The sequence below is a fragment of the Ottowia sp. oral taxon 894 genome, assembly GCF_001262075.1.
In the GTDB taxonomy this organism is placed as follows: domain Bacteria; phylum Pseudomonadota; class Gammaproteobacteria; order Burkholderiales; family Burkholderiaceae_C; genus Ottowia; species Ottowia massiliensis.
The window spans coordinates 1250337-1276418 of record NZ_CP012073.1 but is presented as its reverse complement, the minus strand read 5'-3'; the positions used below and the strand labels follow the sequence as shown (position 1 = coordinate 1276418).

Sequence of the window (26082 nt, the reverse complement as noted above, 5' to 3'; positions counted from 1 at the left end):
TGACTGGCGCGGCGCCGGGGCGGCGCTTTTCACCCCTCGCACGGCCAGACCCTGAACAGGTTCTGAAGCGCCCCTACCATACGGCCCGCCATGTCATCCGCGCCTGCATCCCCTCCAGACGATCCGCCTGCCGGGCCAGCGGCAGGCCTGGCGTCCGGCCCCAGCGCCAGCGCCGCGTCTGACCCACTCCGCTTGCAACGTTTGCTGCCTTTTCTGGCTTGGCCGCGCCCTACGCCTGCCCTGTTGCGCAGCGAGGCGCTGGTGGGCCTGACCGTGGGCATGATGATGCTGCCGCAGGCTGTGGCCTATGCGCAGCTGGCGGGCATGCCCCCGGCCGCCGGGGTGTATGCCAGCTTGCTGCCCGCGCTGGCAGGAGCGCTGTTTTCCGCATCTACCCGGCTGTCGGTGGGGCCGACGGCGCTGTCGTCGCTGCTGGTGTCGGCCTCGCTCACAGGGCTGGCTGCGCCGGGCAGCGCGCAGTGGGTGTTGCTGGCCGTGTGGCTGGCGCTCATGGCAGGGGCGCTGCAACTGGCGCTGGGGCTGGCGCGCTTTGGCTGGCTGCTCAATCTGGTGAGCACGCCGGTGCTCATGGCTTTCACGCATGGCACGGCGGCGCTCATCATTGCCACGCAAGCGCCTCATTTGCTGGGGCTTGAGGGCTGGGATTGGGGCAGTTTGAGTGCGCGCGGCTGGCATGGCGCATCGGCGGTGTATGGCGTGCTGTCGCTGGCGGCTTTGCTGCTGGTGCGGCGCTGGCGGCCTGCTTTTCCCAGTGTGCTGGCGCTGCTGATGCTGACGTCGGCCCTGTCGTGGCTGACGGGCTTTGAGGCCGGCGGCGGCGCGGTGATTGGCGAGCTGCCGCGCAGCCTGCCCACGCTGGCGCTGCCCGAGTGGCCGGGCCTGGCGGCCCTCTCGCATCTGGTGCTGCCCATGTTCGTGCTGGGGCTGGTGAGTTTTCTGGAAACGGCGGCCAGCGCCCGCGTGGACAACGCCCGCAAGGGCGTGCGCTGGCAGCGCGATCAGGATCTGATCGGCCAGGGGCTGGCCAAGCTGGCTTCGGCTTTTTCAGGGGGCTTCAGCACCAGCACGTCGTTCACGCGTTCGGCGCTCAACCTTTACGCGGGCGCGCAAACGGGCTGGGCCGCCGTGTTCACGGTATTGACCGTGCTGGCGGCTTTCATGCTGCTGACGCCTGTGCTGCGCCACGTGCCGCAGGCGGTGCTCACGGCCATCATCGTGGCGGCGGTGGCGGGCCTGATCAAGCCGCGTGAATACCGGCGGCTGTGGCGCGTCTCGCGCGCGGAGGCCGTGATGGCGCTGCTGACGGTGGCGCTGACGATTGCCACGGCCCCGGCGCTTTACTGGGGCGTGCTGGCCGGCGTGCTGATGACTCTGGCGCGCTTTGTCTATCAGCGCCTGCACCCGCGCATTGTGGAAGTGGGCCTGCATGCCGATGGCAGCCTGCGCAACCGCCACCCCTATGGCCTGCCCCTGCTGGCGCCGCACACCCTGGCGCTGCGCATGGACGCAGCGCTGGACTTCGCCACCGCCAATTCATTTGAACAGTATGTGGACGCCATGCTGGCCGCGCGCCCGGGCACGCAGCACGTTGTGCTGCTGGCGCAGTCCATCAACCGGCTCGACGCCACGGGCGCGGAAACCCTCACGCGCCTGCTCGTGCAGGCGCGCTCGCACGGCATAGGCTGGCATCTGGTGGGCTGCAAGCGCCCCGTGCGGCAGGCGCTGCGCGCGGCGGGCGTGCTGGGCGAAAAGCCGCTGGCCGCCCACTACCGCACCGAAGCACGGCTGCTGGCCGCCCTGGCCAAACTGGAGCAAGGCCCGCCCGATCTGGCCGCCCTGGCTATTTGAGTGAACGGCAGGCGGATGCGGGGCGGCCTTCGCCCAGGCCCTGTTCAGAACCTGGCTGTGAGGGGCAAAAGCGCGGATCAGGATGGGCGCGAGGCGCAAACCACGCCCAGGCAGCGCACGACTTGAAAGGGAAAGGCGCCGACGCATTCCTGCCGGGCAAAACAGTTGTTGCCGACAAGGCCTATGGCACGCCGCGTCCAGGTTTGCCCGGCTTGGTTTTATCAGTCACTCATAACAAAAACAGGAGCAAATAGATAGGGGCAGAAATACCCTTCTACGCAGGTTTTACTAGGATGTAACGCTATGAATAAAGGAGCGAAATAATGCGCCCTCGCCCGGCTTCTTCCATTCATGGCCCCCGCTTTATTCCGATTCGCTCCTTTCGCGGCGGGCCGCAATCCGCTCCCTGGGCCGGGTGTGACAATTGCCTTTTGCTTTTCACCCGCATACGGCCTGCCATGTCACCTACTGCCTCGCCTTTGTTTTTGTCCACGGCCCAGCCTGATTTCCAGGAGCGCTTCACCGAACGCCTGCACTGGAGCGCCGAGCAGGACGAGGCGATTGAGCAGCGCGTCAAAGACATCCTGCGCGAAGTGCGCGCGCGCGGCGACGAGGCCGTGCTGGCCTTCACGGCCCGGTTTGACCGGCTGCCCGCCGCCAGCATGGCCGCGCTGGAGCTGCAAGCGGCTGACTTGCGGGCGGCCTTCGAGAGCCTGCCCGCCGCGCAGCGCCAGGCGCTGGAGCAGGCGGCCGCGCGCATTCGCCGCTATCACGAGTGGCAGAAAAAGCAGGGCGGCGAAACCGCTTCGTACCGCGACGAGGACGGCACTTTGCTGGGCCAGAAAGTCACGCCGCTGGACCGCGTGGGCATTTACGTGCCCGGCGGCAAGGCGGCCTACCCTTCCAGCGTGCTGATGAACGCCGTGCCCGCGCACGTGGCGGGCGTGGGCGAAATCATCATGGTCGTGCCCACGCCGGGCGGCGAGCGCAATGCGCTGGTGCTGGCCGCCGCGCACGTGGCGGGCGTGAGCCGCGCTTTCACCATTGGCGGCGCGCAGGCCATTGCCGCGCTCGCTTACGGCACGGCCTGCGTGCCGCGCGTGGACAAGATCACCGGCCCCGGCAACGCCTACGTGGCCAGCGCCAAAAAGCACGTGTTCGGGCAAGTGGGCATCGACATGATTGCCGGCCCCAGCGAAATCCTCGTGCTGGCCGACGGCACGACGCCGCCGGACTGGGTGGCGATGGACTTGTTCAGTCAGGCCGAGCACGATGAGCTGGCGCAAAGCATTCTTCTTGCCCCGGATGAAAGCTACATGCGGCAAGTGCATGAGGCCATGCAGCGCCTGCTGCCTGCCTTGCCGCGCGCGGCCATCATCGCCAAAAGCCTAGCCGGGCGCGGCGCGTTCATTCACACCCGCAGCATGCAAGAGGCCTGCGAAATCGCCAACCGCATTGCGCCCGAGCATCTGGAAATCTCCAGCCGCGAGCCGCACCGCTGGGAGCCGCTGCTGCGCCATGCCGGGGCCATCTTCCTGGGCGCATACACCAGCGAATCGCTGGGCGACTACTGCGCCGGCCCCAACCACGTGCTGCCCACCAGCGGCACGGCGCGTTTTTCGTCGCCGCTGTCGGTGTACGACTTTCAAAAGCGCAGCAGCCTGATTGAAGTGAGCGAAGCCGGCGCGCAAAAGCTGGGCCGCATCGCCAGCGTGCTGGCCCACGGCGAAGGCTTGCAGGCCCACGCCAGGGCGGCGCAAATGCGGCTGAAATAAAGCCCCCGCCATTGGCATCGTGCGGCCGGGGGCGCTTTCCAGCGCCTGTTCAAAGTCTGGCCGCAGGCGCGAAAGCGCAAGCCAGGCACGGCATGGCCTCGGCGCGTTTGACTCTTTGTTTGAGAGCAAATTCAGGCCCCTTGAAAACGCATTCGCCGCATTGCTGGCGGGCTTTGTTGCTATTAAAAAGGCAGCGAAAGCAGCGCCTTTGGGGCCGTTCGACGGCTGGGGTTTGCTTGCGGACAGGCTTTGAACAGGTTCTCAGGCCAGGGGCAGGCGCAGCTCGAAGCAGGCGCCGCCCTCTTCGCTGGCCAGGCAGCGCACGCTGCCGCCGTGGCGCTGGGCGATGGAGCGCACCAGCGCCAGGCCCAGGCCCACGCCGCCTTCGCGTTCGCTGGCGCCGGGCAGGCGGTAGAACGGCTCGAAGATGCGCTCGCGCAACTCGGGCGGCACGCCGGGGCCGTGGTCGCTGACGCGGATGACGGCCAGCCCCTTGCCCGGCTTGCCTGCGGGCGCGGCCTCCAGCGCAAGGGTGGCGCTGGCGGGCTGATCGCCGCCGTAGCGGGCGGCGTTTTCCAGCAGGTTGCGCACGGCGCGGCGCAGGAGCTTGGCGACGCCGGGCACGGCGGCTTCGTGCAGGCCGCTGGCGGGGGCGAAGTCCGCGCCGGTGCGCGCGCATTCTTCGGCCATGAGGCCCAGCAGGTCCACGGATTCGATGCTGCCCAGATCGGCTTCTTGCGCATCCAGCCGGCTGGCCAGCAGGATTTCGTCGATGAGCTGGTCCAGCTCGGCGATGTTGCGGGTCACTTCGGCGCGCACGGCGGGGCTGGGGCGCTCGCCCATGAGTTCGAGCGCCATGCGGATGCGCGCCAGCGGCGAGCGCAGCTCGTGCGAGGCGTTGGCCAGCAGCGACTTTTGCGCGGCCATGAGCGACTGGATGCGCGCGGCGGCGGCGTTGAAGCGGCGCGAGAGGTCGGCGACTTCGTCGTGGCCGTCTTCGGGCAGGCGCACGGCGAGATCGCCTTCGCCCCATTGCTGCACGCCGCGTTGCAGGCGCTCCAGCCGCTGGGTGAGACGCCGCGCCACAGGGTAGATGCCCGCCATGACAGCCAGCCCGGCCAGGCCGATGACCCAGAGAAAGCCGAAGGGCGGGCGCAGCCAGAAAGGCGGGCCGTCGCCCTCGCCGCCGCGCGGGCCGGCGCTTCTGGGGGCGGTTTTTCCCGCAGTGTTTTTTCCAGGCTCATCCGGCGCCGCATGGGGGCCGCCGCCGGATGGGGAAGGAGGGGGCGGCGGCAGCGCAGCGGCGTCTTCCTGCACGCGCGGCGCGCGCTGGATGAGCAGCACGCGCCCGTCAGTCAGCACGACGGCGAATTCATGCCCCCGTCCATGCTTCCATTGCAGCTGCCCCCGGCCAATGGGCCTGCCGTCGGCGTCGCGCACGATCAGCTCGCGCATGGGGTGCTGGCGCAGTTCGGTGGCGCTTTGCCGCTCGCGCTGGCGGTCGCGCTCGTGCTCGGCTTCGGCGGCGTGCCAGCCCCAGGCAATGAGCAGGCCCAGCACGGTCACGCAGGCGGCGGCGGCCAGCCAGATGCGGGCGTAGAGGTGGCGGGCGATGATGGTTTGCATGGCGGGGAGGCGGCGGAAAGTGGCGGGCGCGCGCCCGTTTTGCTCTTGTTTTGATAGTGGTCTGCGCTGGTTTCACTAGGACTTGCGGCCGATTTGGCCATGAAATCAGGCCGTGAAATCAGGCCATGAGCGCGGGCGGGCCGGGGCGGGATGCGGGCTTTCAGTCTTGCTGCCGTGCGAACACGTAGCCCACGCCGCGCACGGTGAGGATGCGCTTGGGGTGCTTCACGTCGGTTTCGATGGCAGCGCGGATGCGGCCCATGTGCACGTCAATGGAGCGGTCAAAGGCTTCCAGCTCGCGGCCGCGCACGGCTTCCATGATCTGCTCGCGCGAGAGCACGCGCCCGGCGCGCTCGGCCAGCGTGACGAGCAGGTCGAACTGGTAGCTGGTCAGCTCCGCCGGCTTGCCCGCCACGGTGACGGTGCGCGCGTCGCGGTCGATTTCCAGCGAGCCAAAGCGCAGCACGGGCTGCGTGGGCGCAGCGCCGGGCGACTGGCGACGCAGCACGGCGCGAATGCGCGCCAGCAGCTCGCGCGGCTCGAAGGGTTTGGGCAGGTAGTCATCCGCGCCCAGCTCCAGGCCGATGATGCGGTCCATTGCGTCGCCCTTGGCCGTGAGCATGAGCACCGGCACGCTGGCGGCTGCGCCGGGCAGGGAGCGGATGCGGCGGCACACCTCCAGGCCGTCCATGCCGGGGAGCATGAGATCGAGAATGACCAGATCGGGCGCGCTTTCCTGCACGGCGGCCAGGCCGCTGGCACCGTCGCCCTGGTGGGCAAAGGCAAAGCCGGCTTGCTCCAGGTATTCGCCCACCATGCTGGCCAGGCGGGCATCGTCTTCAATCATCAAAAGGCGTGAGGGCATGTCTGCGTCGTTCATGCCGGGTATGGTGCCCTCGGGGCGCTGCGCCGGAATGAATGAGGGGTAAAGATGGGTAAAGCGCGGCATCTGGCGTTTTGCGGGTGGCCGGCTGGGCGGCATTTTCGCGTGGCCGCCAGCGCATCCATGACAATCGCCCGCATTGGTTTTGCCTTGTTACCCATGTCCGCCACGCCATCTGCCCCTTCCCGCCGCGCGTCCATGACGAATGACGAGCGCCGTGCCAGCTTTTCGCTGGCGTCCATCTTCGCGCTGCGCATGCTGGGGCTGTTTCTGGTGCTGCCCGTGTTCGCTCTGGAGGCGGCGCACTACCCCGGAGGGGGCGATCCGGTGCTTGTGGGCCTGGCGCTGGGCCTGTATGGGCTGGTGCAGGCGGTGTTTCAGGCGCCGCTGGGCATGGCCTCGGACCGCTTCGGGCGCAAGCGGGTCATTGTGCTGGGGCTGCTGATTTTTGCCGCCGGCTCGCTGGTGGGCGCGCTGGCTGGCAGCGTGTATGGGCTGATGGCCGGGCGCGCCTTGCAAGGCGCCGGGGCCATTTCGGCGGCAGTGACGGCGCTGCTGGCCGATCAAACGCGCGATGAGGTGCGCACCAAGGCCATGGCGCTGGTGGGCGCAAGCATCGGGCTGATGTTTGCCCTGTCGCTGCTGGCCGCGCCGCCGCTATCGGCCTGGCTGGGGGGCCTGAGCGGGCTGTTCTGGCTGACGGGCGCGCTGTCGCTGGCGGGTGTGGGGCTGGTGCTGTGGGTCACGCCCGCCGAGCCGCCGCACAAGCCGCATGAAGCGCACGCGGCCGAAAGCCATCTTGCCGCCGCGCCCGTGGGCGTGTGGCGGCATCCACTGCTGTGGCGGCTCAACCTGGGCATTTTCGTGTTGCAGGCCGTGCAAATGGCCATGTGGGTGGTGGTGCCGGGGCTGCTGGTGGGCGCGGGGCTGGGCAAGGCCGAGCACTGGCATTTGTATCTGCCGGCGGTGCTGGCCTCGTTTGTGCTGCTGGGCGGGCTGTTTTCGCTGGAGCGGCGCGGGCATCTGGCGCTGGCGCTGCGCGGCTCCATCGTGCTGTATCTGCTGGTGCAGCTCATCTTCTGCTGGATTGCGCCGCGCCAGCCGGGGCTGTGGGCGCTGGGCGTGGCGCTGTTTCTCTTTTTCGTGGCTTTCAACGCCATCGAGGCCAGCCTGCCCAGCCTGGTGTCGCGCCTGGCGCCGCAGGCGGTGCGCGGGCAGGCGCTGGGGGTGTTCAACACCTTGCAATCGCTGGGCTTGTTCGCTGGCGGCGCGCTGGGCGGCTGGCTGCTGAAAGAGCAGGGCGCGGCAGCGGTTTTCGTGGCGGGCGCGGCGCTGTCGGCGCTGTGGCTGGCGCTGGGCTGGAAGCAGCCCGTGCATGCGCCCGCCAAAGAGCCGGGCACCGCATAATTTGCCGCTTTTGCAAAGGTTCTTCATCATGGCCGTGAACAAAGTCATCCTCGTCGGCAACCTGGGCCGTGACCCGGAAGTGCGCACCTTCCCCAGCGGCGGCCAGGTGGCCAACGTCACCTTGGCAACCACCGAGCGCTGGAAAGACCGCCAAAGCGGCGAAATGCGCGAGCACACCGAATGGCACCGCCTGGTGTTCAATGACCGGCTGGCCGAAATTGCCGGGCAGTACCTGCGCAAAGGCTCGCAGATTTACGTGGAAGGCAGCATCCGCACCCGTAAGTGGACGGACCAAAGCGGCCAGGAACGCAGCACCAGCGAAATTCGCGTGGACAACATGCAAATGCTGGGCAGCCGCAACGCCGCTGGCGGCGACGATGCCAGCTACGACGCGCCGCGCCGCGCCGCGCCTGCCCCCCGCGCCGCCGCGCCTGCCCGCCCCGCTCCCGCGCCAGCGCCAGCGCCCGCCGCAGCGCAGCCGCCTGCGGCTGACCTGGGCGACATGGACGACGACATTCCCTTCTGAGAACCTGTTCACGGCCCGCCTGCGCGACGAATGAGGCAGCGCCTTCAGGCTGGCATGGCCCGAAGAAAAGCATCAGAAACAGGAGCAAATTCAAGGGGTCGAAAGCACCTTCTCGCGCAGGTTCCACTAGGACCTCTTGCTATGAATAGCGGAGCGAAATAACGCTTTCATCCAGCTTTCTCCCGCATCCGGTTCAGCCTATGGGCTGGCGGCGGGCGCGCGGTCCAGCGCCTGCTGCGCCAGGGCGATGTATTCATGCACGGGCACTTCTTCGGCGCGGCGCTGCACGTCGAACACGCCCGCAAAGCCGCGCTCTTGCAGCCAGCGGCCCAGGGTGTGGCGCAGCAGCTTGCGGCGCTGGCTGAAGGCCACTTGCACCAGCTCGGAAAAGCCGGCCAGCGGCACATCAGCCGGCGCGGGCAGGGGCAGCATGCGCACGACGGCTGATTCCACCTTGGGCGGCGGGCTGAAGGCTTCGGGCGGCACGTGCAGCACGCTTTCCATTTCGTAGCGCCATTGCAGCATGACGGAAAGCCGCCCGTAGCTGGCCGTGGCGGGCGCGGCCACCATGCGGTCCACCACTTCTTTTTGCAGCATGAAGTGCTGGTCTTCAATGACGGGCGCGAAGGGCAGCAGGTGAAAGAGGATGGGCGTGGAGATGTTGTAGGGCAGGTTGCCGCACACGCGCAGTTTGGCCGGGGCGGGCGTTTCGGCAGGCGTTCCGGCGGGGGCTTGCGCGGCCAGATCGCGCGCCAGTTGCGCGAAGTCCACCTTCAGCACATCCGACTCGATGACTTGCAAGCTGGCCTGGCCGCGAAGGCGCGCAGCCAGATCGCGGTCCAGCTCGATGACGGTCAGCCGCCCCAGGCGCTGAAGCAGCGGCTGGGTGAGCGCGGCCAGGCCGGGGCCGATTTCCACCACGGCCTGCCCCGGGCGGGGGGCAATGGCGCGGACGATGGCGTCAATCACGGCTTCGTCGCTCAAAAAATGCTGGCCGAAGCGTTTGCGGGGAATGTGTTGCATGGCGTGGCCCCGTTGCCGCAAGGGGCGCTGAAAAAAGCGGGGCATCATAGATGCCATGAAAACAGGCGCTTTCTCCCTTGCTTTTTCTTTGTTGCTGCCTGCCGTGGCATGGGCGCATGGCGTTCATGACGGCGCGGCGCACTGGCCGCACGCCGTGCAGGTGGCCCAGGCCGCGCCGGCGGCGCTGCCTTCGCTGGGCGATGCGGGCGAGATGACGCCGCTGCAAGAGCGCAAGCTGGGCGACCGCATCGCGCGCGAGATGTTTCGCGACCCTTCCTTTTTTGACGATCCGGTGCTCACCCAGTGGGTGGACGGCATCTGGCAGCCTTTGCGCGCCGCCGCCCGCCAGCGCGGCGACATGCCGCCGGAGCTGGACGAAGCCTACGCCTGGCGCGTGCTGCTGGGGCGCGAGGGCGAAATCAACGCCTTTGCCGTGCCCGGCGGCTACTTCGGCCTGTATCTGGGCATGATTGGCGTGGTGGATTCGCGCGACGAGCTGGCCTCCGTCATGGCGCACGAAATGGCGCACGTCACCCAGCGCCACATCTCGCGCATGACCAGCCGCCAGGCGCGCCAGGCGCCCTTGCTGCTGGCCAGCCTCATCCTGGGCGCGCTGGCGGCGGGCAGCAACCCGCAAGCGGGCGCGGCCCTCATCACCGGCGGGCAGGCCGCCGCCTTGCAGCAGCAGCTCAATTACTCGCGCGACATGGAGCGCGAGGCCGACCGCATCGGCCACGGCATCTACCAACAGGCCGGTTTTTCGGCGCAAGGCATGGCCAGCATGTTTGAAAAGCTGCAAAACGCCACGCGCCTGAGCGACCGGGGCGACTGGCCCTGGCTGCGCAGCCACCCGCTCACGGCCGAGCGCATCGCCGAAGCGCGCTTGCGCGCCCCGCGCGAAGCGGGCAAAGCCAGCGCCGAGCCTGATCTGGCGCAAGCGCAAATTGCCGCCCGCGCCCGCGTGCTCTCGCGCCCCGGCGTGGACAAGCTGCGCGACTGGGCCAAGGCGCCGCAAAGCACGGGCGAGCGCGGCCTGCCGCTTCAGCGGCGCGTCGCCTCCCTTTACGCCGCCGCGCTGGCGCAAGCCGAGCTGCGTCACCTGGGCCAAGCGCAAGCGCTGGCCGCCCAGCTGCCCGCGCTGGTGCAAAGCCCGCCCGCCGCCGCGCGCCAGGCCCGCCTGCTGCAAGCCGATCTGGCCCTGCGCGCCAAGGACTACGCCCAAGTCAAAACCCTGCTGCAAGCGCACGTGCCCGAAGGCGCCGAAGGCCGCCCCGAGCAGCTTTTTCTGGCGCAGGCCGAAACGGCCAGCGGCCAGGCGCAGCAAGCTGCCGAACGCCTGCAACGCTGGGTCAGCCTGCACGCCGATGACGGCACGGCCTGGCAACTGCTGGCTGCCGCCTGGCGCGAGCGCGGGCAGCCCCTGCACGCTTTGCGCGCCGAAGGGCAGGCGCAGCTGGCCTGGCAGGACCTGGCTGGCGCGGCCCAGCGCTTTCGCGCCGCGCAGGACTGGGTGCGCCAGCATCCGCAGGCCGACCACATCGAGGCGGCCATCGTGGACACCCGCTTGCGCGAAACCCAGCAGGCGCTCAAGGCGCAGCAGGAAGAAGAAAAGGAGTAGCCGCAACCAGCGGAGCAGGGGGAAAGGAAAGCATGCCCGAAGCTGGAATTCTCAATAAACCCTAGACATCAGCGTATTGATGCGGGGTGGATTCGTTCCTGCTCGGGAAGCGGGCGCTTCGCTATTTCATCTCTTCTGGCACGCCGGGCAGAACCAGGTGGAGCGCTGCCCTTGCGCGATGCGGCGGATGGGCGTGCCGCAGGCGCGGCAGGGCTGGCCTTCGCGGCCATAAACCGCCGCTTCCAGCTGAAAGTGGCCCGCATGGCCGTCGATGGCGGCAAAGTCGCGCAGGGTGCTGCCGCCTTGCTCCACGGCGCGCGCCAGCACCTGGCGGATGGCGGCATGCAGGCGGTCAGCGCGCGGGCGCGAGACGCGGCAAGCGGGCACGGCGGGGTGCAGGCCCGCGTGAAACAGCGCCTCGCTGGCGTAAATGTTGCCTACGCCCACCACCACGTCGCCCGCCAGCAGCACTTGCTTGATGGGCGCGCGGCGCTTTTTCAGGCGCTGATGGAAGGCGGCGGCATCGAACGTCCCGTCCAGCGGCTCCATGCCCAGGCCGCCCAGCAGCTTGGCGGCCATGCCGGAGTTTTCGTCGGGCGCCCAGACAACGGCGCCAAAGCGGCGCGGGTCATGCAGGCGCAAAACGCCCTGGCCGGTCACGAGATCAAAGTGGTCATGCGGGCCGGGCGGCGGCGGCGCGGCCTGCCAGTCCAGGCTGCCCGACATGCCCAGATGCACCAGCAGCAACCCGTCCGGCGCCAGGCGCAGCAGCAGGTATTTGCCGCGCCGCCCCACGCTGGCCACGGTGCGGCCACGCAAGGCTTCGGGGGCAATGCCCAGCGGCCAGCGCAAGGGTTTGCCGGGCCGCGCGGCCTCGATGCGCGCGCCCGGCAGGCGGCAGGCAAGGCCGCGCCGAGTGACTTCAACTTCTGGCAGTTCAGGCATGACTTATTATGGGTTGATGCCCTTGAATCAGCCCTTGCGCCCGCCAGCGCGCCCGTCCTTGCGGCGGCCGATTTCCGCCGCCGCTTCCGCCCTTGCCTTGGCCTGTTTCGCGCTTTGCAGCGCGCCCGCTTCGGGGCAGGAGCCAAACGCCTCTTCGGCTGAAGAGCCGCCGCCCGCGCAGGCCGAAAAAACCGCGCCGCCGCAATCCGCCCTTACGGCCTCGCTGCTTTACAGGCTGCTGGTGGGCGAGCTGAGTTTTCAAAGCGGCGACGCGCGCACGGGCGTGAGCTTCATGTTTGACGCCGCTCGCCGCACGGGCGACGAAGCGGCCTACGAGCGCGCCACCGCCATGGCCCTGCAAGCGGGCGCTGGCACAGCGGCGCTGGAAGCCGTGGAGGCCTGGCTGCGCGCCCATCCCGATTCACCCGTGGCGCTGCGCTACCAGTTGCAGACCCTGCTGCTCATGGGCCGCGCCAGCGAAACCGCCGAACCCCTGCGCGCCATGCTGCCGCTGCTGGAAGACGAGGAGCGCGCTTCGCTCATCAACGCCCTGCCGGCCATTTATGGCCGCATGTCCGACAAACAAAAAGCGCTTGAAATCATCACGAAGGCGCTTTCCTCCGTGATTGACGAGCCGGGCGCCGCCGGCCCCGCCTGGGCCACCCTGGGCCGCATGCGCTTGCAGGCGGGCGATGCGGCAGGCGCGCTGCAAGCCGCGCAGGAAGGCGCGCGGCAGGCGCCCGATTCCGAATGGCCCGCCCGGCTGGCCTTGCACTTGTGGGTGAATGCCGGCATGGACGAGGCCCAGGCGCTGGCGCGCGGCTACCTGGAGCGCGAAAAGGCCGCGCCCGGCATGGGCGTGGCCTACGCCGCCGCCTTGCGCGAACTGGGGCAGGACATCGCCTCCCGCCAGTTCCTGGCCGACTGGGCGCAGCGCCACCCGCAAAGCGAGGAAAGCTGGCTGGCCCTGGGGCTGGCGCAGGCGGGCGTGCATCAGGACGAAGCCGCGCGCCAGTCGCTGCGGCGCTATCTGGAGCTGGCGCCTGAAAGCGAAGCCACCGAGCCGGAGCGCGCCAGCGCCTGCCTGGCCTTGTCGCAACTGGCCGAGCGCCAGGGCGACTACGCCCAGGCCGCGCGGTGGCTGGACAAGATTGAGCTGGACGAAGGCGAGGCCGCTGCCACCGTGCTCATCGCCCGCGCGCGCCTGCTGGCCCGCCAGGGGCGCATGAATGAAGCCATCAGCCTCATCCGCCAGGCGCCGGAAGACGGCCCGCTTGACGCCCGCGCCAAAGTGCTGGCCGAAGGCAATCTGCTGCACAGCGAGGGATTGCCCCGCGCCGCGTTCGCCCTGCTGCGCTCGGCGCTTGACCAGGCGCCTGATGACCCTGACCTGCTTTACGAAACCGCCTTGGCCGCCGAGCAGTCGGGCGACATGGCGGAAACCGAGCGCCTGCTGCGCCGCCTCATCCAGCTGCGGCCCGAATCGGCCCCCGGCTACAACACGCTGGGCTATCTGCTGGCCGATCGCAAGCAGCGCCTGCCTGAGGCGCGCGAACTCATTGAAAAAGCCGTCAGCCTCGCTCCGCACGACCCCTTCATACAGGACAGCCTCGGCTGGATCGCCTTCCGCCAGGGGCGGCTGGACGAAGCACGCCGCATTCTCGAAGACGCTTTCGAGCGCCAGCCCGAAGCCGAAATCGGCGCGCACCTGGGCGAGACGCTCTGGGTGCAGGGCGAGCGTGAGCGGGCGCAGGCCATCTGGCGCGAAGCTCTGCGCATTGACCCCCGCAACCAGACGCTTGCGCAAACGCTCAAGCGCCTGGGCGTTCAGCCCGGCGCGCTGGGCAAAGCCGCCGCGCCATGACGTGCCGTTTGCCCGCCGCCGCGCTGGCCGCCGCCCTGTTCGCCGCTCTGGCGGGATGCGCCCATGCGCCCTCCGCTCCTGAACCGCCCGCCAGCCAGCCAGCGCAAGCCGGGCGCCGCTTTTGGCAAGGACGCCTCGCCCTGCAAGTGGAAAGCGAGCCGCCCCAGTCTTACGCAGCCAGTTTCACCCTCTCCGGCACGCCCGAGGCAGGCGAGCTGCACCTGACTTCTCCCGTCGGCAGCACCCTCGCCCTCATGCGCTGGCAGCCCGGCCAGGCCAGCTTGCAGCAAGGCGCGCAAACCGAAACCTACGCCAGCCTGCAAGACATGACGGCCCGCGCCACTGGCGCGCCCCTGCCCGTGGCCGCCCTTTTCAGCTGGCTGCGCGGCCAGCCCCAAGCCAGCGCCGATTGGCATGCCGATCTCTCCCGCGTCGCCGAAGGACGCCTTTACGCCCGCCGGCTGCAACCGCTGCCCACGGCGCAGCTGAAGGTGGTTTTCGAGCCTTGAAAGCCTGATTCGCTATCAAAAAGAGAGTTGCCCGCGCCCATTCCACTAGGACTTGCGGCCGATTGGGGCATGAAACGGGCTGCGCATCGCCGGAGCGCGGAGCGATGCAGGGCGCGCAGGCATCGCTTGGAGCCATACGTGAAAAAGCCCATGCGTGCGAAAGCGGCGCATGGGCTTTTCAGAACCTGGCCCTGAGGGGCGAGCTTCCCGCCCCCACGGAAAGATTGCGGACAGGTTCCCGGGGCAGGGACGGGCTTATTTCTGGCTCATGACGCGCGCCATGTCCAGGCAGCGGTTGGAGTAGCCCCATTCGTTGTCGTACCAGGCAACGAGTTTGACGAAGGTGTCGTCCAGCGCGATGCCGGCGCCCGCATCGAAGATGGAGCTGTGCGCGTCGCCCCGGAAGTCGGTGGCGACGACTTTGTCTTCGGTGTAGCCGAGGATGCCTTTGAGCTTGCCTTCGCTTTGGGCTTTCATTTCGGTGCAGATGTCGGCATAGGAAGCGGGTTTTTCCAGCTCGACAGTGAGATCGACGACGGAGACGTCCGAGGTGGGCACGCGGAAGGACATGCCGGTGAGCTTGCCTTTGAGCGCGGGCAGCACAACGCCCACGGCCTTGGCCGCGCCGGTGCTGCTGGGGATGATGTTTTCCAGAATGCCCCGGCCGCCGCGCCAGTCTTTTTTGCTGGGGCCGTCCACGGTTTTTTGCGTGGCGGTGGCAGCGTGCACGGTGGTCATCAGGCCGCGTTTGATGCCCCATTTGTCTTGCAGCACCTTGGCCACGGGCGAGAGGCAGTTGGTGGTGCAGCTGGCGTTGCTGATGATGCGCTGGCCCGCGTAGGCGTCGCTATTGACGCCGTAGACGAACATGGGCGTGTCGTCTTTGGAAGGGGCGGACATCATGACTTTGCCGGCGCCAGCGTCCAGGTGCTTTTGCGCGGCTTCCTGGGTCAGGAACAGGCCGGTGGATTCGATGACGATTTGCGCGCCCACATCGCCCCATTTGAGGTCGGCGGGGTCTTTTTCGGCGCTGAGGCGGATTTTTTTGCCATTGACGATGAGCGTGTTGCCTTCGGCGCGCACGTCGGCGTCAAAGCGGCCTTGCACGCTGTCGTACTTGAGCATGTAGGCCAGGTAGTCAGGCTCGAGCAGGTCGTTGATGCCGACGATTTCGATGTCGGGGCAGCTTTTGACGGCCGCCCTGAACACCATGCGCCCGATGCGGCCAAAGCCGTTGATGCCGATTCTGATGGTCATTGCGTTCTCCTGAAATTGAAGCGTCGAAAAGGGAAGTTAGCGTTTTTTGAGCACGGCCAGCGCTTGCGCCGCCACGTTTTCGGGCGTGAAGCCAAAGTGCCTGAACAGCACGGGGGCGGGGGCGGATTCGCCAAAGGCGTCGATGCCGATGACGGCGCTGACGCCATATTTCCACCACGCGGCGGTGCTGGCCATTTCCACGGCCACGCGGGGTTTGCGCGGCAGCAGCACGGCGCGCTTGTAGGCGTCGCCCTGCCGGTCAAACGTGGTGGCGCTGGGCATGGAGACGACGCGGGCAGCCACTTTCCTTTGCGCCAGCAGCGCCTGCGCTTTCAGGGCCAGATCGACTTCCGAGCCGGTGGCAATCAGCACGATTTGCGCGGGCTTGTTCAGGCCCGCGTCCGCCGGTTCGCTGAGCACGTAGGCGCCACGGCTGATGTTGCCCATGTCGCCCTTGGGCAGCGCGGGCAGGTTCTGGCGCGAGAGCAGCAAGGCGGTGGGCCGGTCTTTGCTCGTCAGCGCCGCAGCCCAGGCGATGGCGGTTTCCACGGCGTCGGCCGGGCGCCAGACATCCAGGTTGGGAATGAGGCGCAGGCTTGCGGCGTGCTCGATGCTTTGGTGCGTGGGGCCGTCTTCGCCCAGGCCGATGCTGTCGTGCGTGAACACGTGAATGACGCGCTGCTTCATGAGCGCGGCCATGCGGATGGCGTTGCGGCTGTAGTCGCTGAAGGTGAGGAAGGTGCCGCCGTAGGGGATGAAGCCGCCGTGCAGCGCCACGCCGTTCATGATGGCGGCCATGCCGAATTCGCGCACGCCGTAGTTGATGTGGCGGCCAATCTGGCCGTCTTTCGTTTTTTCGACTTCGCCCTGGGCGTTCATGCGCAGCGGCGCTGTGGCGGCCGTCTGGGTGAGGTTGGAGCCGGTGAGGTCGGCGCTGCCGCCCAGCAGCTCCGGCAGCGCGGCGGTCAAGGCTTGCAGCGCCTGCTGGCTGGCCTTGCGGCTGGCCACGGTTTCGGCCCTTTCATGCGCGTGCATGGCTGCATCGACGGCCACTTGCTGGAAGCTGGCGGGCAGCTCGCCGGCCATGCGGCGGGTGAATTCGGCGGCCAGTTCGGGGTAAGCCTTGGCGTAGGCGGCAAAGGCGGCGTCCCACTGCGCTTCGGCTTTGGCGCCAATGGCTTTGGCGTCCCAGGCGGCATAGACCTCGTCCGGAATTTCAAAGGGGCCATGCTGCCAGCCCAGCGCCTGGCGTGTCAGCGCGATTTCGTCCGCGCCCAGCGGCTCGCCGTGCGCTTTGGAGGTGCCTTGCCGGTTGGGGCTGCCTTTGCCGATGTGTGTCTTGCAGATGATGAGCGTGGGCTGGCTGGCGCTTTTTTTGGCCTGGGCGATGGCCTTGTCGATGGCGGCGGCGTCATGCCCGTCTACCGGGCCGATCACGTTCCAGTGGTAGGCCTTGAAGCGCTCCGCCGTGTTGTCTGCAAACCAGGGAGCCACTTGCCCGTCGATGCTGATGCCGTTGTCGTCATACAGGGCGATGAGCTTGCCGAGCTTCCATGCGCCCGCCAGGCTGCATGCTTCGTGGCTGATGCCTTCCATCAGGCAGCCATCGCCCAGAAAGACGTAGGTGTGGTGGTCCACGATGGTGTGGCCTTCGCGGTTGAATTCGGCGGCCAGCAGCTTTTCGGCCAGCGCCATGCCCACGGCATTGGCCAGGCCCTGCCCCAGCGGGCCGGTGGTGGTTTCCACGCCGGGGGTGACGCCGTGCTCCGGGTGGCCCGGCGTTTTGCTGTGCAGCTGGCGGAAGTTTTTCAGCTCATGCAGCGGCAGGTCATAGCCCGTCAGGTGCAGCAGGGCATACAGCAGCATGGAAGCGTGCCCGTTGGAGAGCACGAAGCGGTCGCGCCCCGCCCATTGCGGATGGGCCGGGTTGTGGCGCAGGTGGCGGCTCCACAGCGCCACGGCCATGTCGGCCATGCCCATGGGCGCGCCGGGGTGGCCCGACTTGGCTTGTTGAACGGCGTCCATCGAAAGGGCACGGATGGCGTTGGCCATGAGGGTCGGGTCTGCCATGAGATTCAGCTCCGCTAGCAAGGTGTGGGAAGTGAAAAGCTTCAAATTTTACAAAGCCGCCCCTTCCTCTCGCAGCTGCTGGCAGGCACTTTCAGCGCCCTGAATTCAGATGCCGAATTGGCCGCAAGCCCTTGTGGAGCGGGCGCTAGCCGCTATGGATAAAAGAGCGGAGCGCTGCCCGCCATCAGGCGAAACGGCGGAATGCACGAGGCTATGGCGCAACCAGCCGGAAGCCTTGGCCGCGCTCGGTGACGATCAGGCTGGGGTCGCCCAGCTTGCGGCGGATGCGGCCAATGAGCACGTCGATGGTGTTGGAGTCAGGATCGAGATCGCGGGCATAGACGTGTTCGCCAATGTGGGCGCGGGTGATGACCTGGCCCGGGTGGTGCATGAGATAGGCCAGTATCTTGTGCTCCTGCGCCGTCAGGCCCAAGGGCTGGCCGTGCCAGGTGAAGCGCCCCGCGCTCACGTCGTATTCCAGCCCGCCCGCGCGCAGCACGGTGGAGCCGCTGCCGGTCTGGCGGCGCAGCATGGCGCGCAGGCGCAGCACCACTTCTTCCATCATGAAGGGCTTGGTGAGGTAGTCGTCAGCGCCTGCGTTGAAGCCGGCCACCTTGTCGCTCCAGCGGTTGCGGGCGGTGAGGATGAGCACAGGCCAGTGGCAGTTGCCCTCGCGCCAGTCGCGCAGCACGGAAAGGCCGTCTTTGGCGGGCAGGCCCAAGTCGAGCACGGCCGCGTCGTAAGACTCCACGCTGCCTGCGAAGGAGGCGGATTCGCCGTCGTGCTCCACATCCGGCACAAAACCCGCTTCGGCCAGGGCCTGGCGCATTTGCTCGGCCAGGGCCGCGTCGTCTTCCACGATGAGGATTCGCATGGGAAAGGTCTTTTTTTGGCAGAGGTGAATTGGCAGGAGTGAAGCCGGTTTCAGTCGCGCTTGATCTTGCGTTGCAGCACTTCCAGCGTGTGGGCGTGCACTTTCAGCTCCAGCGTGTTGCCATCCGGCTGGAGCAGTTCCAGCTCGTAGAAAGGCTGGTTGCGCGTGTCGTGCTCCAGCTCCACCTCACGAACCAGGCCTGAAAAGCGCGGGGACAGCGTCTCCAGCATTTCATGCATGGGGCGGATGACGCCAGCGGCGGACTGATTGCCGCGCTCCAGCACAGCGCCGTTGCGCGCATCCAGCAGCATGCGCTGCGAGGCTTGCGCCGCCGGAGCGATTTGCAGCTGGTAGGCGGGCAGGCCCTGCGGCGAAAGCTCGAATTCGGCTTCCACCACGCGCTGGTCATGCTGCTCCAGCGGGCGCAGCCAGGCCGCCAGCGCCGATAAGGAGGCCGCCTGGCGGGAGAAGTCCTGCTCTTGCGCCAGCACGCGGCCCGTGGCGGCATCTACCAGCAGCTCGCGCTTTTGGCCGTCGCGCCGGGTGATGAGCGTGATTTCATATTGAAGCTCGCCGCGCGCGCCCTGGCGCGACTCCACATCCACCACGCGCGCCTCGTGCTGGGCCGATACCTCATCCAGGATGGCCGCCAGCGGACGGTAAGCGCCGCTGATAACGCCCAGGCGCGCCTGCTCCTGGTCGCTGCCGCGCGCCTGGACCGCGCCCAAAGCGCCCAAAAAGAGGCTGAAAACAAGGCACGAAAGAAAAAGTTTGGTGTGTTTCATGTGGATACAGGCCTCTTCCTGATTGTGGAGACGGTTTTTAAATGCCCCGTGAACGGCGTCTTCATATTGCATTTAGATGCATCGATTCATCATTCAGCCATGGTTTTTCAACCATGTTTTTTCTCAACAGCACCTGAAAGGAGCAAGCAAATGACCAAAGCCAAGAAATTCATCGCCGCCGCCGCCGCCGCCCTCGCGCTGGCATCCAGCCCGGCCTTTGCCTTGACGGCGCCCGAAGCCTTGCAGACCATGCAGGCCCACGGCTTTTACGGCGTGAAAGACTTTGACCGCGAGCATGGCTACTGGACAGCCAAGGCCCTCTCCAAGGAAGGCGTGCGCCACTACCTGCTGCTCAACGATGCCACAGGTGAATTCCTGGCTTTCACGCGCACCGACATCGGCACGCGCCTGCCGGGCATCTCCCAAGTGATTGAGAAGCTGCGCCAGCTGGGATTCGCCGTCATCAACGACGTGGAGTTTGACGACGGCCTCTGGGAAGCCAAGGTTCGCCAGCACGAGCGCGGCGCCAAGGTGAAGTTGCATCTGCACCCCGTCACGCTGGAAGTCATCTCCCAGGTGTCTCGCGGCGGCAATGCGGCCCAGCCGGGCAACCCCAATCCCACGCCCATTCTGACGGCACAGCAAGTTGTGGCGGCCCTGCAAGCTGCGGGCTACCGCAACGTGCATGACCTGGAGTTTGAACATGGCCGCTGGGAAGCTGACGCCGTGAACGCCGCTGGCCAGCGCGTGGAGCTGCACATCAACCCCTACACGGGCGCTATTGAGCGCGAGCGCCTGGACGACTGATTCAGCCTGACGCTTGCATGACGGCAGCGGGCGCGGAGCAATCCGCGCCCGCTTTTTTTCCCGCATTCAACCACCAGGAAGAAGTAAAAAGAGGAGCAAATACAAGGGGTGTGAAATGCCGTCTGGCGCAGTTTCCACTAGGACATCATGCTCTAAAAGAAGGAGCATCAATCAAGCGGCTTCAGCCTGACGCCGGCCCGCCAGCCTGGGCCGCTTTCTGCCGGTAGCGTGCCGCTTCCTGCGGCTGCCCCAGGCGCTCCAGCAAGGCGGTGATGTTGGCCAGCGCGTCCGGGTGGGCGGGCGCTTGCCGCAGTGCCTGCGCGTAGCAGTCCAGCGCCTCTTGCGGGCGTTGCAGCGCTTCGAGCGCACTGCCTTTGGCGTTGAGCGTTTCGGGGTCGCCCGGCGCCAGCGCCAGCGCCTGCTCGTAGGCCTGAAGGGCGGCAAGGCCGTCGCCGCTTTCTTGCAGCAGCAGGCCCAGGCTGTAGCGGGCTTCTGCGTAGCCGGGGTGCTGGCTGGCGGCTTGGCGGGCGCAGCCGAGCGCTTCGGGCAGGCGGCCCAGTTCGCGCAGAGCGAGGGCGCGGTTGTTGAGCGCCTGCGGGTGCGCGGGCCGCAAGGCCAGCGCGGCTTCGTAGCTGGCGAGCGCTTGGGCGCTCTGGCCCAGGTCACGCAGGGCGTTGCCCTGATTGACGAGCGCCTCGGCGTAATCAGGCTGCTGCGCCAATGCCTGCGCGTAGCAGTCCAGCGCCTCGCTGGCGCGGCCCAGCAGGCGCAGGGCGATGCCCAGGTTGTTCAGCAGCGCAGCCGTAGGTTGCTTGAGCGCGCGCGCTTTTTCAAGGCACTGCAAAGCCTGCGCCGCCTCGCGCCGTTGCAGGTGCAGCTGGCCCAGCAGGTGCAGCGCGTCAAAGTTCTGCGGATCGTTTTGCAGCAGCTTTTCCAGCAGGGGCATGGCGCGCTCGCCCTGCCCCTGGCGCAAGAAGTTGAAGGCGTGCTGCAAGCTCAGAGAGGAAGCGACGGCGGGGCGCAAGTGCAGCACTTGGGTGTTGCTGGCGGGGCGGTTTTTGGGAGGGCGCATGGGCGGCTTTCCTGATGTGGCCTGGCGATACACACGCAGCCATTTTTGACCACGCGGCAATGCCACCACTGCCGTCGCGGTGAGTTTGAAGGCGCGCGCGGCGGCGTACGCAGGCGCCCCAAAAAGAGAGCGGACGAGGCCGGTTGCGCCAGGGAGAAAAAACGCTTCGGGCCGGATGCTGGCAAAATCTCGATACCACGCAAGTGATATCGTAACTTTCTTTGATATTTCTCAAAAATGCGAAGCGCTCGCAACTTGAGAATCCGCCCCAAACGTTTTGCTTTCATCTGGATAAGAGGAGTACACACATGTCTGCATCCGACCGCCGCGCTCTGCGGCGTTTTTTCATGGCCGCGCCCACGGCGCTGGCGCTGGCTTCATGGGCCATGTGCGCACAGGCGCATGACGGACATCACCATGAGCCGGAGCGCGTGGCCCGCGTCAAAACCACGGCCTCCAAAGAAGGCGGCACGCTGCCCGAAGTGACGGTGCACAGCCTGGGCACGAGCGCCCAGCGCCAGATACGCCCCGGCGCGCTGCGCGATGACATCGTGATGACCGAGAGCGTGAGCGCCCGCGCCATCGAAAAAACCGGCGCGACCAACGTGAACGAGGCCGTGGACAAAAACCCCGGCGTGGCCGTGCAGGTGGAATGCTCCATCTGCAATGTGCGCAACGTGCTGCTCAACAACCTGCCCGGGCGCTACACCACGCTGCTGATTGACGGCATTCCGATGTATTCCTCCGTGTCTTCCGCCTATGGGCTGGACAGCGTGGGCCTGTATGGCGTGGAGCGCATCGACATTGCGCGCGGCGCGGGCGCCAGCTTGATTGCGCCCGAAGCGCTGGCCGGCACGGTCAACATCGTCACCAAGCGCCCCACGCGCGATGAGGCGCAGATGCGCGTGCAAGGCGGCAACTTCGGCGCCCGGCGGCTGGACGTGTTTTTGGCCAAGCCCCTGCAAGGCGGCGCCGTGACGGCCGCCGTGCACTACGACCGCCACAACTCGGTCGATGGCAACGGCGACGGCATTTCCGAATACACCGGCTACGACCGCCGCATGGGCGGCATGGGCTGGTTCCTGGATGACGTGGGCGGCTTCAAGATGCGCGGCCGCTTCGACCTGGTGGACGAAAAGCGCGGCGGCGGCGCGCTGGGCCGCGACTACCAGGCCATCAAAGACAACATGAGCGGCAACCCCTTCAACTTCAGCCGGGGCGCGGGCGGCTCGCAGCGGCCCGATGGCTGGTACGCGCCTGACTCGGGCGACTTCCTGCCCTACGACAGCGGACGCGGGGGCTTTTCGGAAGTCATCTTCACCAAGCGCGCGCAAATCGTGCACCAGGGCGAACGCCGCCTGGGCGATGGCCGCCTGCGCCTGGCCATGGGCGCGGCCCAGCACAAGCAAGACAGCTTCTACGAAGGCGACTACTACTTTGCCAAGCAGCGCCAGTACTACCTGGACGGCAACTACCAGTTCCCGGCGGCAGGCTGGCTGATCACCGCTGGCGCGAGCTGGCGCTATGAAGACCTGCGCAGCCACGGCACGCTGGGCGCGCAAGGCGGTGCGCCCATTGTGGGGCTGGACAACTACACCTTCCGCACCCCCGCCCTGTACTTGCAGGGCTACCGCACCTTTTTGGGCGACCGGCTGGAGCTGAACGCCTCCGTGCGCGTGGACCGGCACAACGAATACGGCACCATCGTCTCGCCGCGCGCCAACTTGCTCTACCACCACACCGCGCACCTCTCCAGCCGCCTGAGCGCGGGCAAGGGCTTTCGTGCGCCCACCAGCTTTTTCGAGCAAGACCACGGCATCTTGAGCACCACGCGCATCGTGCGCGAATTCACCAAGCCCGAAGTTTCCGAAAACCTCAGCTACGCCCTGAACTTTGCCGACGACCGCTTTGCCGTCACCACCTCCTACAACTACAACCGCATCAAGCACATGGCCGTGCTCGATTCGGGTGCGCAAGACGCGCAGGGCAACCCCATCACCCTGTTCACCAGCGCCAAACGCCCCGTCACCGTGCAAGGCGTGGACGTGAACGCCAGCTACCAGCTCACGCCCTCGCTGACTCTTTCAGCGGGCGGCGAGCTGTATCACTACAAGTTCGACCCCGGCACTCTCGTCTTTGCCCGCCCCAAATCGCGCTTTTTCGCCAGCGTGGACTTTGAGCAAGGCCCCTGGACGCTGACCGCCAAAGTCAATGTCACCGGCCCGATGGACTTGAAAAAATTCCACGGCGACGGCAGCGGCGAGCAAGGCCGCTACAACTTCGACGGCACCAAAAAACGCGACAAAAGCCCCACCTTCGCCACCGTGGACGTGCGCGGCCAATACAGCATCAGCAAAAACGTCTCCCTCTACCTGGGCGTGGACAACCTTTTCAACTACCGCCAGGTGGACAAAGAGAGCTTTTTGTGGATCAACGGCGACGGCGAAATGGACGTCACCCACCTGTGGGGGCCGAACCGGGGCCGCTACATCTACGCAGGGGTGAAGCTGGACTTCTGACCATGCTTTTCAGAGCCACCGTCCACATGAAAAAGTGCGGACGGCGGCTCCAGGGCGCAGCCCGAAAGCCGCGCCCGGCGCAAAGCTCAGCTCAGCATCTCAATCCGCTCCTTATTCAATAGCTAGACCTCCGCGCCAATACTGCGCGAAATGCCTTTTTTGGCGCTTTGAATTTGCTCCTGTTTTAAAATCATCTCGCCTCTGCACCGTCTGCTGCTGACGCCTCTGACAGCCCGTTCAATGTACGCTGCCAGCGAAAACGGCCAGTCGTTTCACAGCAAACATAAGCGCCAATATTTTTATTGCCATATCGGCATGCCTGAGCAAATATGCCCGGCATCACAGCCACACAGTATCAGTGACCCGTATCGCGAAAATGAATCCCCGCTTTAGGAATTCCTGAATATTGAAAACTCGCAAAAGCATGCCGTGCCGCCATACGCCCCAATGGGCATGATTTGCGAAAGACAATCCTGCATTCAACGCCGATTCGCAAAAACATATTTGCTACATAACGGACTGCGTTCATGCTTTTTCCCCGCATGCCTTTTCCTTTCACACGCGCCCTGATGCGCCTTTTGTTCACGGCCTTGGCTTTGAGCGCGGCTCTGACCGCCCGCGCACAAGCGCTTGAGCCTTTGCCAGATGACTGGGACTTCACGCTGCCCTCGCTGGATGGCGGGCGTTTCATCACCGCCTCCCAGGAACCGGGGCCTTTGCTCATCAACTTCTGGAGCGTGGACTGCGCTCCGTGTCTGGCCGAAATGCCCCTGCTGCAACAGCTGGCCGACGGCCCCAGCGGCTGGCGCGTGCTGCTGGTCACGGCAGACACGCCTGCCGCCGCAGCTCGCGCGATGCAGCGCGTGGGCAGCACTTTGCCCGTCGCGCGCGGCGGCAAAGGCCTGACGGCGCTCATGCGCGCGGCGGGCAATACCCGTGGCGCCTTGCCATTTACCGTGCTCATGACGAACGGGCGGCCTTGCGCCCGCCACGCAGGACAGCTGGATCAGCAAACGCTGCCAGCATTGCTGGCCCAATGCCCACACGCTGCCGCGCCACAACGCTGATCTGTGCGTTTACAGGAAACCATCGCCGTCATGCCCCGCTCCGCGCAAGAACCCGCCAATGCCCTCTGGCTGGCCATGACCACCGTAGGCAGCGCCGCCCAAGCGCGCGAACTGGCGCAAGCCGCAGTGCAGGCACGGCTTGCGGCATGCGCGCAAATCAGCGCCATCGAAAGCGTGTACCGCTGGCAAGGCGAGGTGCTGCAAGAAGCCGAGTGGCGCGTGCTATTCAAAACCACGGCACGCGCCTGGCCCGCGCTACAGACGGCGCTGGCACAGTGGCATCCGTATGAACTGCCCGCCATCGTAGGCTGGCCTCTGGCGGCGGCCCTGCCCGCTTTCGCCCAATGGGTGCAGGAAGAAACAACCCCGCCAGCAGCGCCCGCGCCCATCCCGCAGCAGGGCAAAGCCTGAATTCCAGGCTTTCAGGGCGGCGCCAAGACATCCACAGCCCTTTCCGCCTTTGATTTCCCAAGCAGAGAGACTGTTCTGGCTGCGACTGAATCCAAAACGGCGGCGGGGCAAGCCCGCCAAACAAAGCCCGCTCGCAATTCAGGCGGCCAAAATGGAAAGTTGATGCGACTGACGACGGCATCGCCCGTTTGCAGCAGGCTCATGCCGCTGCCTTCTGCGTAGCCGCAGCCAAAGTCAAAGCTGCGGCTGAGCGCTTCTGTCCAGACGCCAGCGTCCGCCCCCCGCAGCCAGCAGCAAGGTGTCGCGCGGATCGCGCGCGGTGTTGCCGAAGGTCTCGTCCAGCAGCGCCAGAGTGGCTTCGCGCGCATCCCGTGCGGCGGCAGGGCGTGCCAGCGGCATGGGCAGGCCACTCATGACGCTGCCCAGAAAGTCCTGCGCGAAGGCAGCGGCCGGGTCATTGGGGATTGCCCAGCGCTTGCAAGGCGCTGCCCGTGGCGCGCGACTGTTGGCCTCAAGCAGGTCTGCCGTCAATCATTGGAGGTGGCTGCGGCTGTATTGGTCTAACAGATAGCCAGTCATTCATGCGGGCGGGTTACCCGCTTCCGGTTTCTTCGGAAGAAAAACCTTGACTGAAACTTCGCCCGTTAGCCTGTTAACTAAAGTTTCTGTTAATACAACAGCATCTTCAGGGCGTTTCCCCGCAAGATATAATTCAAAAATACCAAAATCACCTTCAAAACCTGAACCAAGCGTCAGATTTTTCATTTTTTCTTTTTCCCAAACATAATTTTTCAAAGCGCTTCGTGTAGCTTCTCGCGCAATGGGTTCCATTTCTTTCAAACTCAGTTTGCGAATTTTTTTTGTCATGGCTGCCATCCTTCCAGGCTATCCCCATCCGGGGTAAATATTCGGCGTCTGCCTTCACTATTAAATAATACACTCCATTTCTGTCCCATTGCTTCCAATACGGCTCTATCTCCTTCTGAAGATCTTAATACATTCCGTTCACTGCCCGGATGGGTATGCGAAGACCAACGCCACCCTTGGCGGGCCAATTCACGCCCTATTTCTGGAGTGACCGGCACGGAAGTGTGATTGCCATGAATAATCAGCCTGCGCCCACCGACAGAGAGTATGGAAAATCCATCTTCAGTGACAGCGACTGATGCAATTTA

22 protein-coding genes are annotated in these 26082 nt (G+C 66.3%); 11 read left to right on the top strand and 11 right to left on the bottom strand.

Annotated elements, in window-relative coordinates:
- Positions 1–90: 90 nt before the first annotated feature.
- Together ADJ79_RS05355 and hisD are read left to right on the top strand one after the other, a co-directional pair.
- Positions 91–1869: a SulP family inorganic anion transporter gene (locus ADJ79_RS05355; RefSeq protein ID WP_082203077.1), complete on the top strand. Its 1779-nt coding sequence runs from the start codon at positions 91–93 to the stop codon at positions 1867–1869.
- Between the two features lie 458 nt (positions 1870–2327).
- Positions 2328–3644, top strand: coding sequence for a histidinol dehydrogenase (gene hisD / locus ADJ79_RS05350; RefSeq protein ID WP_050715096.1), 1317 nt, complete (start codon positions 2328–2330; stop codon positions 3642–3644).
- A gap of 261 nt (positions 3645–3905) precedes the next feature.
- On the opposite strand, the gene ADJ79_RS05345 is transcribed toward hisD, so the two are convergent.
- Complete coding sequence (locus tag ADJ79_RS05345; protein WP_050715095.1) at positions 3906–5270, bottom strand: ATP-binding protein; 1365 nt, start codon at positions 5268–5270, stop codon at positions 3906–3908.
- A 160-nt stretch (positions 5271–5430) separates the two neighbouring features.
- A complete protein-coding gene (locus ADJ79_RS05340; protein WP_050716436.1) occupies positions 5431–6135 on the bottom strand; it encodes a response regulator transcription factor in 705 nt (234 codons plus the stop codon).
- Positions 6136–6351: 216 nt separating this feature from the next.
- Between ADJ79_RS05340 and ADJ79_RS05335 the strand changes: the two genes are divergently transcribed.
- Positions 6352–7560 (top strand): MFS transporter, encoded by a 1209-nt coding sequence (locus tag ADJ79_RS05335; protein WP_050716435.1) that lies wholly within the window; start codon positions 6352–6354, stop codon positions 7558–7560.
- Between the two features lie 25 nt (positions 7561–7585).
- The gene (ssb, locus tag ADJ79_RS05330; RefSeq protein ID WP_050716434.1) at positions 7586–8086 is read left to right on the top strand and encodes a single-stranded DNA-binding protein; all 501 of its coding nucleotides are present in this window, start codon (positions 7586–7588) and stop codon (positions 8084–8086) included.
- Positions 8087–8284: 198 nt separating this feature from the next.
- Here the strand turns inward: ssb and rsmA are convergent, their stop codons facing one another.
- The gene (rsmA, locus tag ADJ79_RS05325) at positions 8285–9109 is read right to left on the bottom strand and encodes a 16S rRNA (adenine(1518)-N(6)/adenine(1519)-N(6))-dimethyltransferase RsmA (RefSeq protein ID WP_050716433.1); all 825 of its coding nucleotides are present in this window, start codon (positions 9107–9109) and stop codon (positions 8285–8287) included.
- Between the two features lie 88 nt (positions 9110–9197).
- Between rsmA and ADJ79_RS05320 the strand changes: the two genes are divergently transcribed.
- On the top strand, positions 9198–10727 hold the full coding sequence (locus ADJ79_RS05320; protein ID WP_253273875.1) for a M48 family metalloprotease: 1530 nt from the start codon (positions 9198–9200) through the stop codon (positions 10725–10727).
- 126 nt (positions 10728–10853) lie between these two features.
- On the opposite strand, the gene mutM is transcribed toward ADJ79_RS05320, so the two are convergent.
- Positions 10854–11672 carry a bifunctional DNA-formamidopyrimidine glycosylase/DNA-(apurinic or apyrimidinic site) lyase gene (gene mutM, locus ADJ79_RS05315; RefSeq protein WP_050715094.1) on the bottom strand — a complete coding sequence of 273 codons (819 nt, stop codon included), beginning with the start codon at positions 11670–11672 and terminating at the stop codon, positions 10854–10856.
- A 97-nt stretch (positions 11673–11769) separates the two neighbouring features.
- On the opposite strand from mutM, the gene ADJ79_RS05310 reads away from it, so the two are divergent.
- Both ADJ79_RS05310 and ADJ79_RS05305 read left to right on the top strand, forming a co-directional pair.
- Positions 11770–13536, top strand: a complete 1767-nt coding sequence (locus ADJ79_RS05310) for a tetratricopeptide repeat protein (protein WP_050715093.1) — start codon at positions 11770–11772, stop codon at positions 13534–13536.
- The gene (locus tag ADJ79_RS05305; RefSeq protein ID WP_050715092.1) at positions 13533–14045 is read left to right on the top strand and encodes a lipoprotein insertase outer membrane protein LolB; all 513 of its coding nucleotides are present in this window, start codon (positions 13533–13535) and stop codon (positions 14043–14045) included. Before ADJ79_RS05310 ends, ADJ79_RS05305 begins: the two co-directional genes overlap by 4 nt.
- Before the next feature lie 255 nt (positions 14046–14300).
- On the opposite strand, the gene gap is transcribed toward ADJ79_RS05305, so the two are convergent.
- The 4 genes from gap to ADJ79_RS05285 all read right to left on the bottom strand — a co-directional run bounded on the left by gap (position 14301) and on the right by ADJ79_RS05285 (position 19031).
- A complete protein-coding gene (gap, locus tag ADJ79_RS05300) occupies positions 14301–15302 on the bottom strand; it encodes a type I glyceraldehyde-3-phosphate dehydrogenase (RefSeq protein ID WP_050715091.1) in 1002 nt (333 codons plus the stop codon).
- Positions 15303–15338: 36 nt separating this feature from the next.
- A complete protein-coding gene (gene tkt / locus ADJ79_RS05295) occupies positions 15339–17372 on the bottom strand; it encodes a transketolase (protein ID WP_050715090.1) in 2034 nt (677 codons plus the stop codon).
- 211 nt (positions 17373–17583) lie between these two features.
- Complete coding sequence (locus ADJ79_RS05290; RefSeq protein WP_050715089.1) at positions 17584–18246, bottom strand: response regulator transcription factor; 663 nt, start codon at positions 18244–18246, stop codon at positions 17584–17586.
- A 50-nt stretch (positions 18247–18296) separates the two neighbouring features.
- Complete coding sequence (locus tag ADJ79_RS05285) at positions 18297–19031, bottom strand: PepSY domain-containing protein (RefSeq protein ID WP_050715088.1); 735 nt, start codon at positions 19029–19031, stop codon at positions 18297–18299.
- A gap of 150 nt (positions 19032–19181) precedes the next feature.
- Here ADJ79_RS05285 and ADJ79_RS05280 point away from each other — a divergent pair, with 150 nt between their 5' ends.
- Entirely contained in the window at positions 19182–19838 is a 657-nt protein-coding gene (locus ADJ79_RS05280; protein ID WP_050715087.1) for a PepSY domain-containing protein, read from the top strand.
- Positions 19839–20019: 181 nt separating this feature from the next.
- Here ADJ79_RS05280 and ADJ79_RS05275 read toward each other — a convergent pair whose 3' ends face one another.
- Positions 20020–20910, bottom strand: coding sequence for a tetratricopeptide repeat protein (locus tag ADJ79_RS05275; protein ID WP_050715086.1), 891 nt, complete (start codon positions 20908–20910; stop codon positions 20020–20022).
- A 308-nt stretch (positions 20911–21218) separates the two neighbouring features.
- On the opposite strand from ADJ79_RS05275, the gene ADJ79_RS05270 reads away from it, so the two are divergent.
- The 3 genes from ADJ79_RS05270 (at position 21219) to cutA (ending at position 24907) form a co-directional block, all read left to right on the top strand.
- Positions 21219–23429, top strand: coding sequence for a TonB-dependent siderophore receptor (locus ADJ79_RS05270; protein WP_050715085.1), 2211 nt, complete (start codon positions 21219–21221; stop codon positions 23427–23429).
- Positions 23430–23971: 542 nt separating this feature from the next.
- Positions 23972–24496 carry a TlpA disulfide reductase family protein gene (locus tag ADJ79_RS05265; protein ID WP_172674031.1) on the top strand — a complete coding sequence of 175 codons (525 nt, stop codon included), beginning with the start codon at positions 23972–23974 and terminating at the stop codon, positions 24494–24496.
- 30 nt (positions 24497–24526) lie between these two features.
- Positions 24527–24907, top strand: a complete 381-nt coding sequence (gene cutA, locus ADJ79_RS05260) for a divalent-cation tolerance protein CutA (RefSeq protein ID WP_050715083.1) — start codon at positions 24527–24529, stop codon at positions 24905–24907.
- A gap of 234 nt (positions 24908–25141) precedes the next feature.
- On the opposite strand, the gene ADJ79_RS14060 is transcribed toward cutA, so the two are convergent.
- Positions 25142–25321 (bottom strand): hypothetical protein, encoded by a 180-nt coding sequence (locus ADJ79_RS14060; protein ID WP_156304039.1) that lies wholly within the window; start codon positions 25319–25321, stop codon positions 25142–25144.
- A 165-nt stretch (positions 25322–25486) separates the two neighbouring features.
- A complete protein-coding gene (locus ADJ79_RS14055) occupies positions 25487–25774 on the bottom strand; it encodes a hypothetical protein (protein WP_156304038.1) in 288 nt (95 codons plus the stop codon).
- Positions 25775–26082: the final 308 nt, after the last annotated feature.

Bases quoted from the DNA above. Each gene is read 5' to 3' on its own strand.
- ADJ79_RS05355 (WP_082203077.1), top strand. From the start codon at position 91: ATGTCATCCGCGCCTGCATCCCCTCCAGACGATCCGCCTGCCGGGCCA.
- hisD (WP_050715096.1), top strand. From the start codon at position 2,328: ATGTCACCTACTGCCTCGCCTTTGTTTTTGTCCACGGCCCAGCCTGAT.
- ADJ79_RS05345 (WP_050715095.1), bottom strand. From the start codon at position 5,270: ATGCAAACCATCATCGCCCGCCACCTCTACGCCCGCATCTGGCTGGCC.
- ADJ79_RS05340 (WP_050716436.1), bottom strand. From the start codon at position 6,135: ATGCCCTCACGCCTTTTGATGATTGAAGACGATGCCCGCCTGGCCAGC.
- ADJ79_RS05335 (WP_050716435.1), top strand. From the start codon at position 6,352: ATGACGAATGACGAGCGCCGTGCCAGCTTTTCGCTGGCGTCCATCTTC.
- rsmA (WP_050716433.1), bottom strand. From the start codon at position 9,109: ATGCAACACATTCCCCGCAAACGCTTCGGCCAGCATTTTTTGAGCGAC.
- mutM (WP_050715094.1), bottom strand. From the start codon at position 11,672: ATGCCTGAACTGCCAGAAGTTGAAGTCACTCGGCGCGGCCTTGCCTGC.
- ADJ79_RS05305 (WP_050715092.1), top strand. From the start codon at position 13,533: ATGACGTGCCGTTTGCCCGCCGCCGCGCTGGCCGCCGCCCTGTTCGCC.
- gap (WP_050715091.1), bottom strand. From the start codon at position 15,302: ATGACCATCAGAATCGGCATCAACGGCTTTGGCCGCATCGGGCGCATG.
- tkt (WP_050715090.1), bottom strand. From the start codon at position 17,372: ATGGCAGACCCGACCCTCATGGCCAACGCCATCCGTGCCCTTTCGATG.
- ADJ79_RS05290 (WP_050715089.1), bottom strand. From the start codon at position 18,246: ATGCGAATCCTCATCGTGGAAGACGACGCGGCCCTGGCCGAGCAAATG.
- ADJ79_RS05285 (WP_050715088.1), bottom strand. From the start codon at position 19,031: ATGAAACACACCAAACTTTTTCTTTCGTGCCTTGTTTTCAGCCTCTTT.
- ADJ79_RS05280 (WP_050715087.1), top strand. From the start codon at position 19,182: ATGACCAAAGCCAAGAAATTCATCGCCGCCGCCGCCGCCGCCCTCGCG.
- ADJ79_RS05275 (WP_050715086.1), bottom strand. From the start codon at position 20,910: ATGCGCCCTCCCAAAAACCGCCCCGCCAGCAACACCCAAGTGCTGCAC.
- ADJ79_RS05270 (WP_050715085.1), top strand. From the start codon at position 21,219: ATGTCTGCATCCGACCGCCGCGCTCTGCGGCGTTTTTTCATGGCCGCG.
- ADJ79_RS05265 (WP_172674031.1), top strand. From the start codon at position 23,972: ATGCCTTTTCCTTTCACACGCGCCCTGATGCGCCTTTTGTTCACGGCC.
- cutA (WP_050715083.1), top strand. From the start codon at position 24,527: ATGCCCCGCTCCGCGCAAGAACCCGCCAATGCCCTCTGGCTGGCCATG.
- ADJ79_RS14060 (WP_156304039.1), bottom strand. From the start codon at position 25,321: ATGAGTGGCCTGCCCATGCCGCTGGCACGCCCTGCCGCCGCACGGGAT.
- ADJ79_RS14055 (WP_156304038.1), bottom strand. From the start codon at position 25,774: ATGACAAAAAAAATTCGCAAACTGAGTTTGAAAGAAATGGAACCCATT.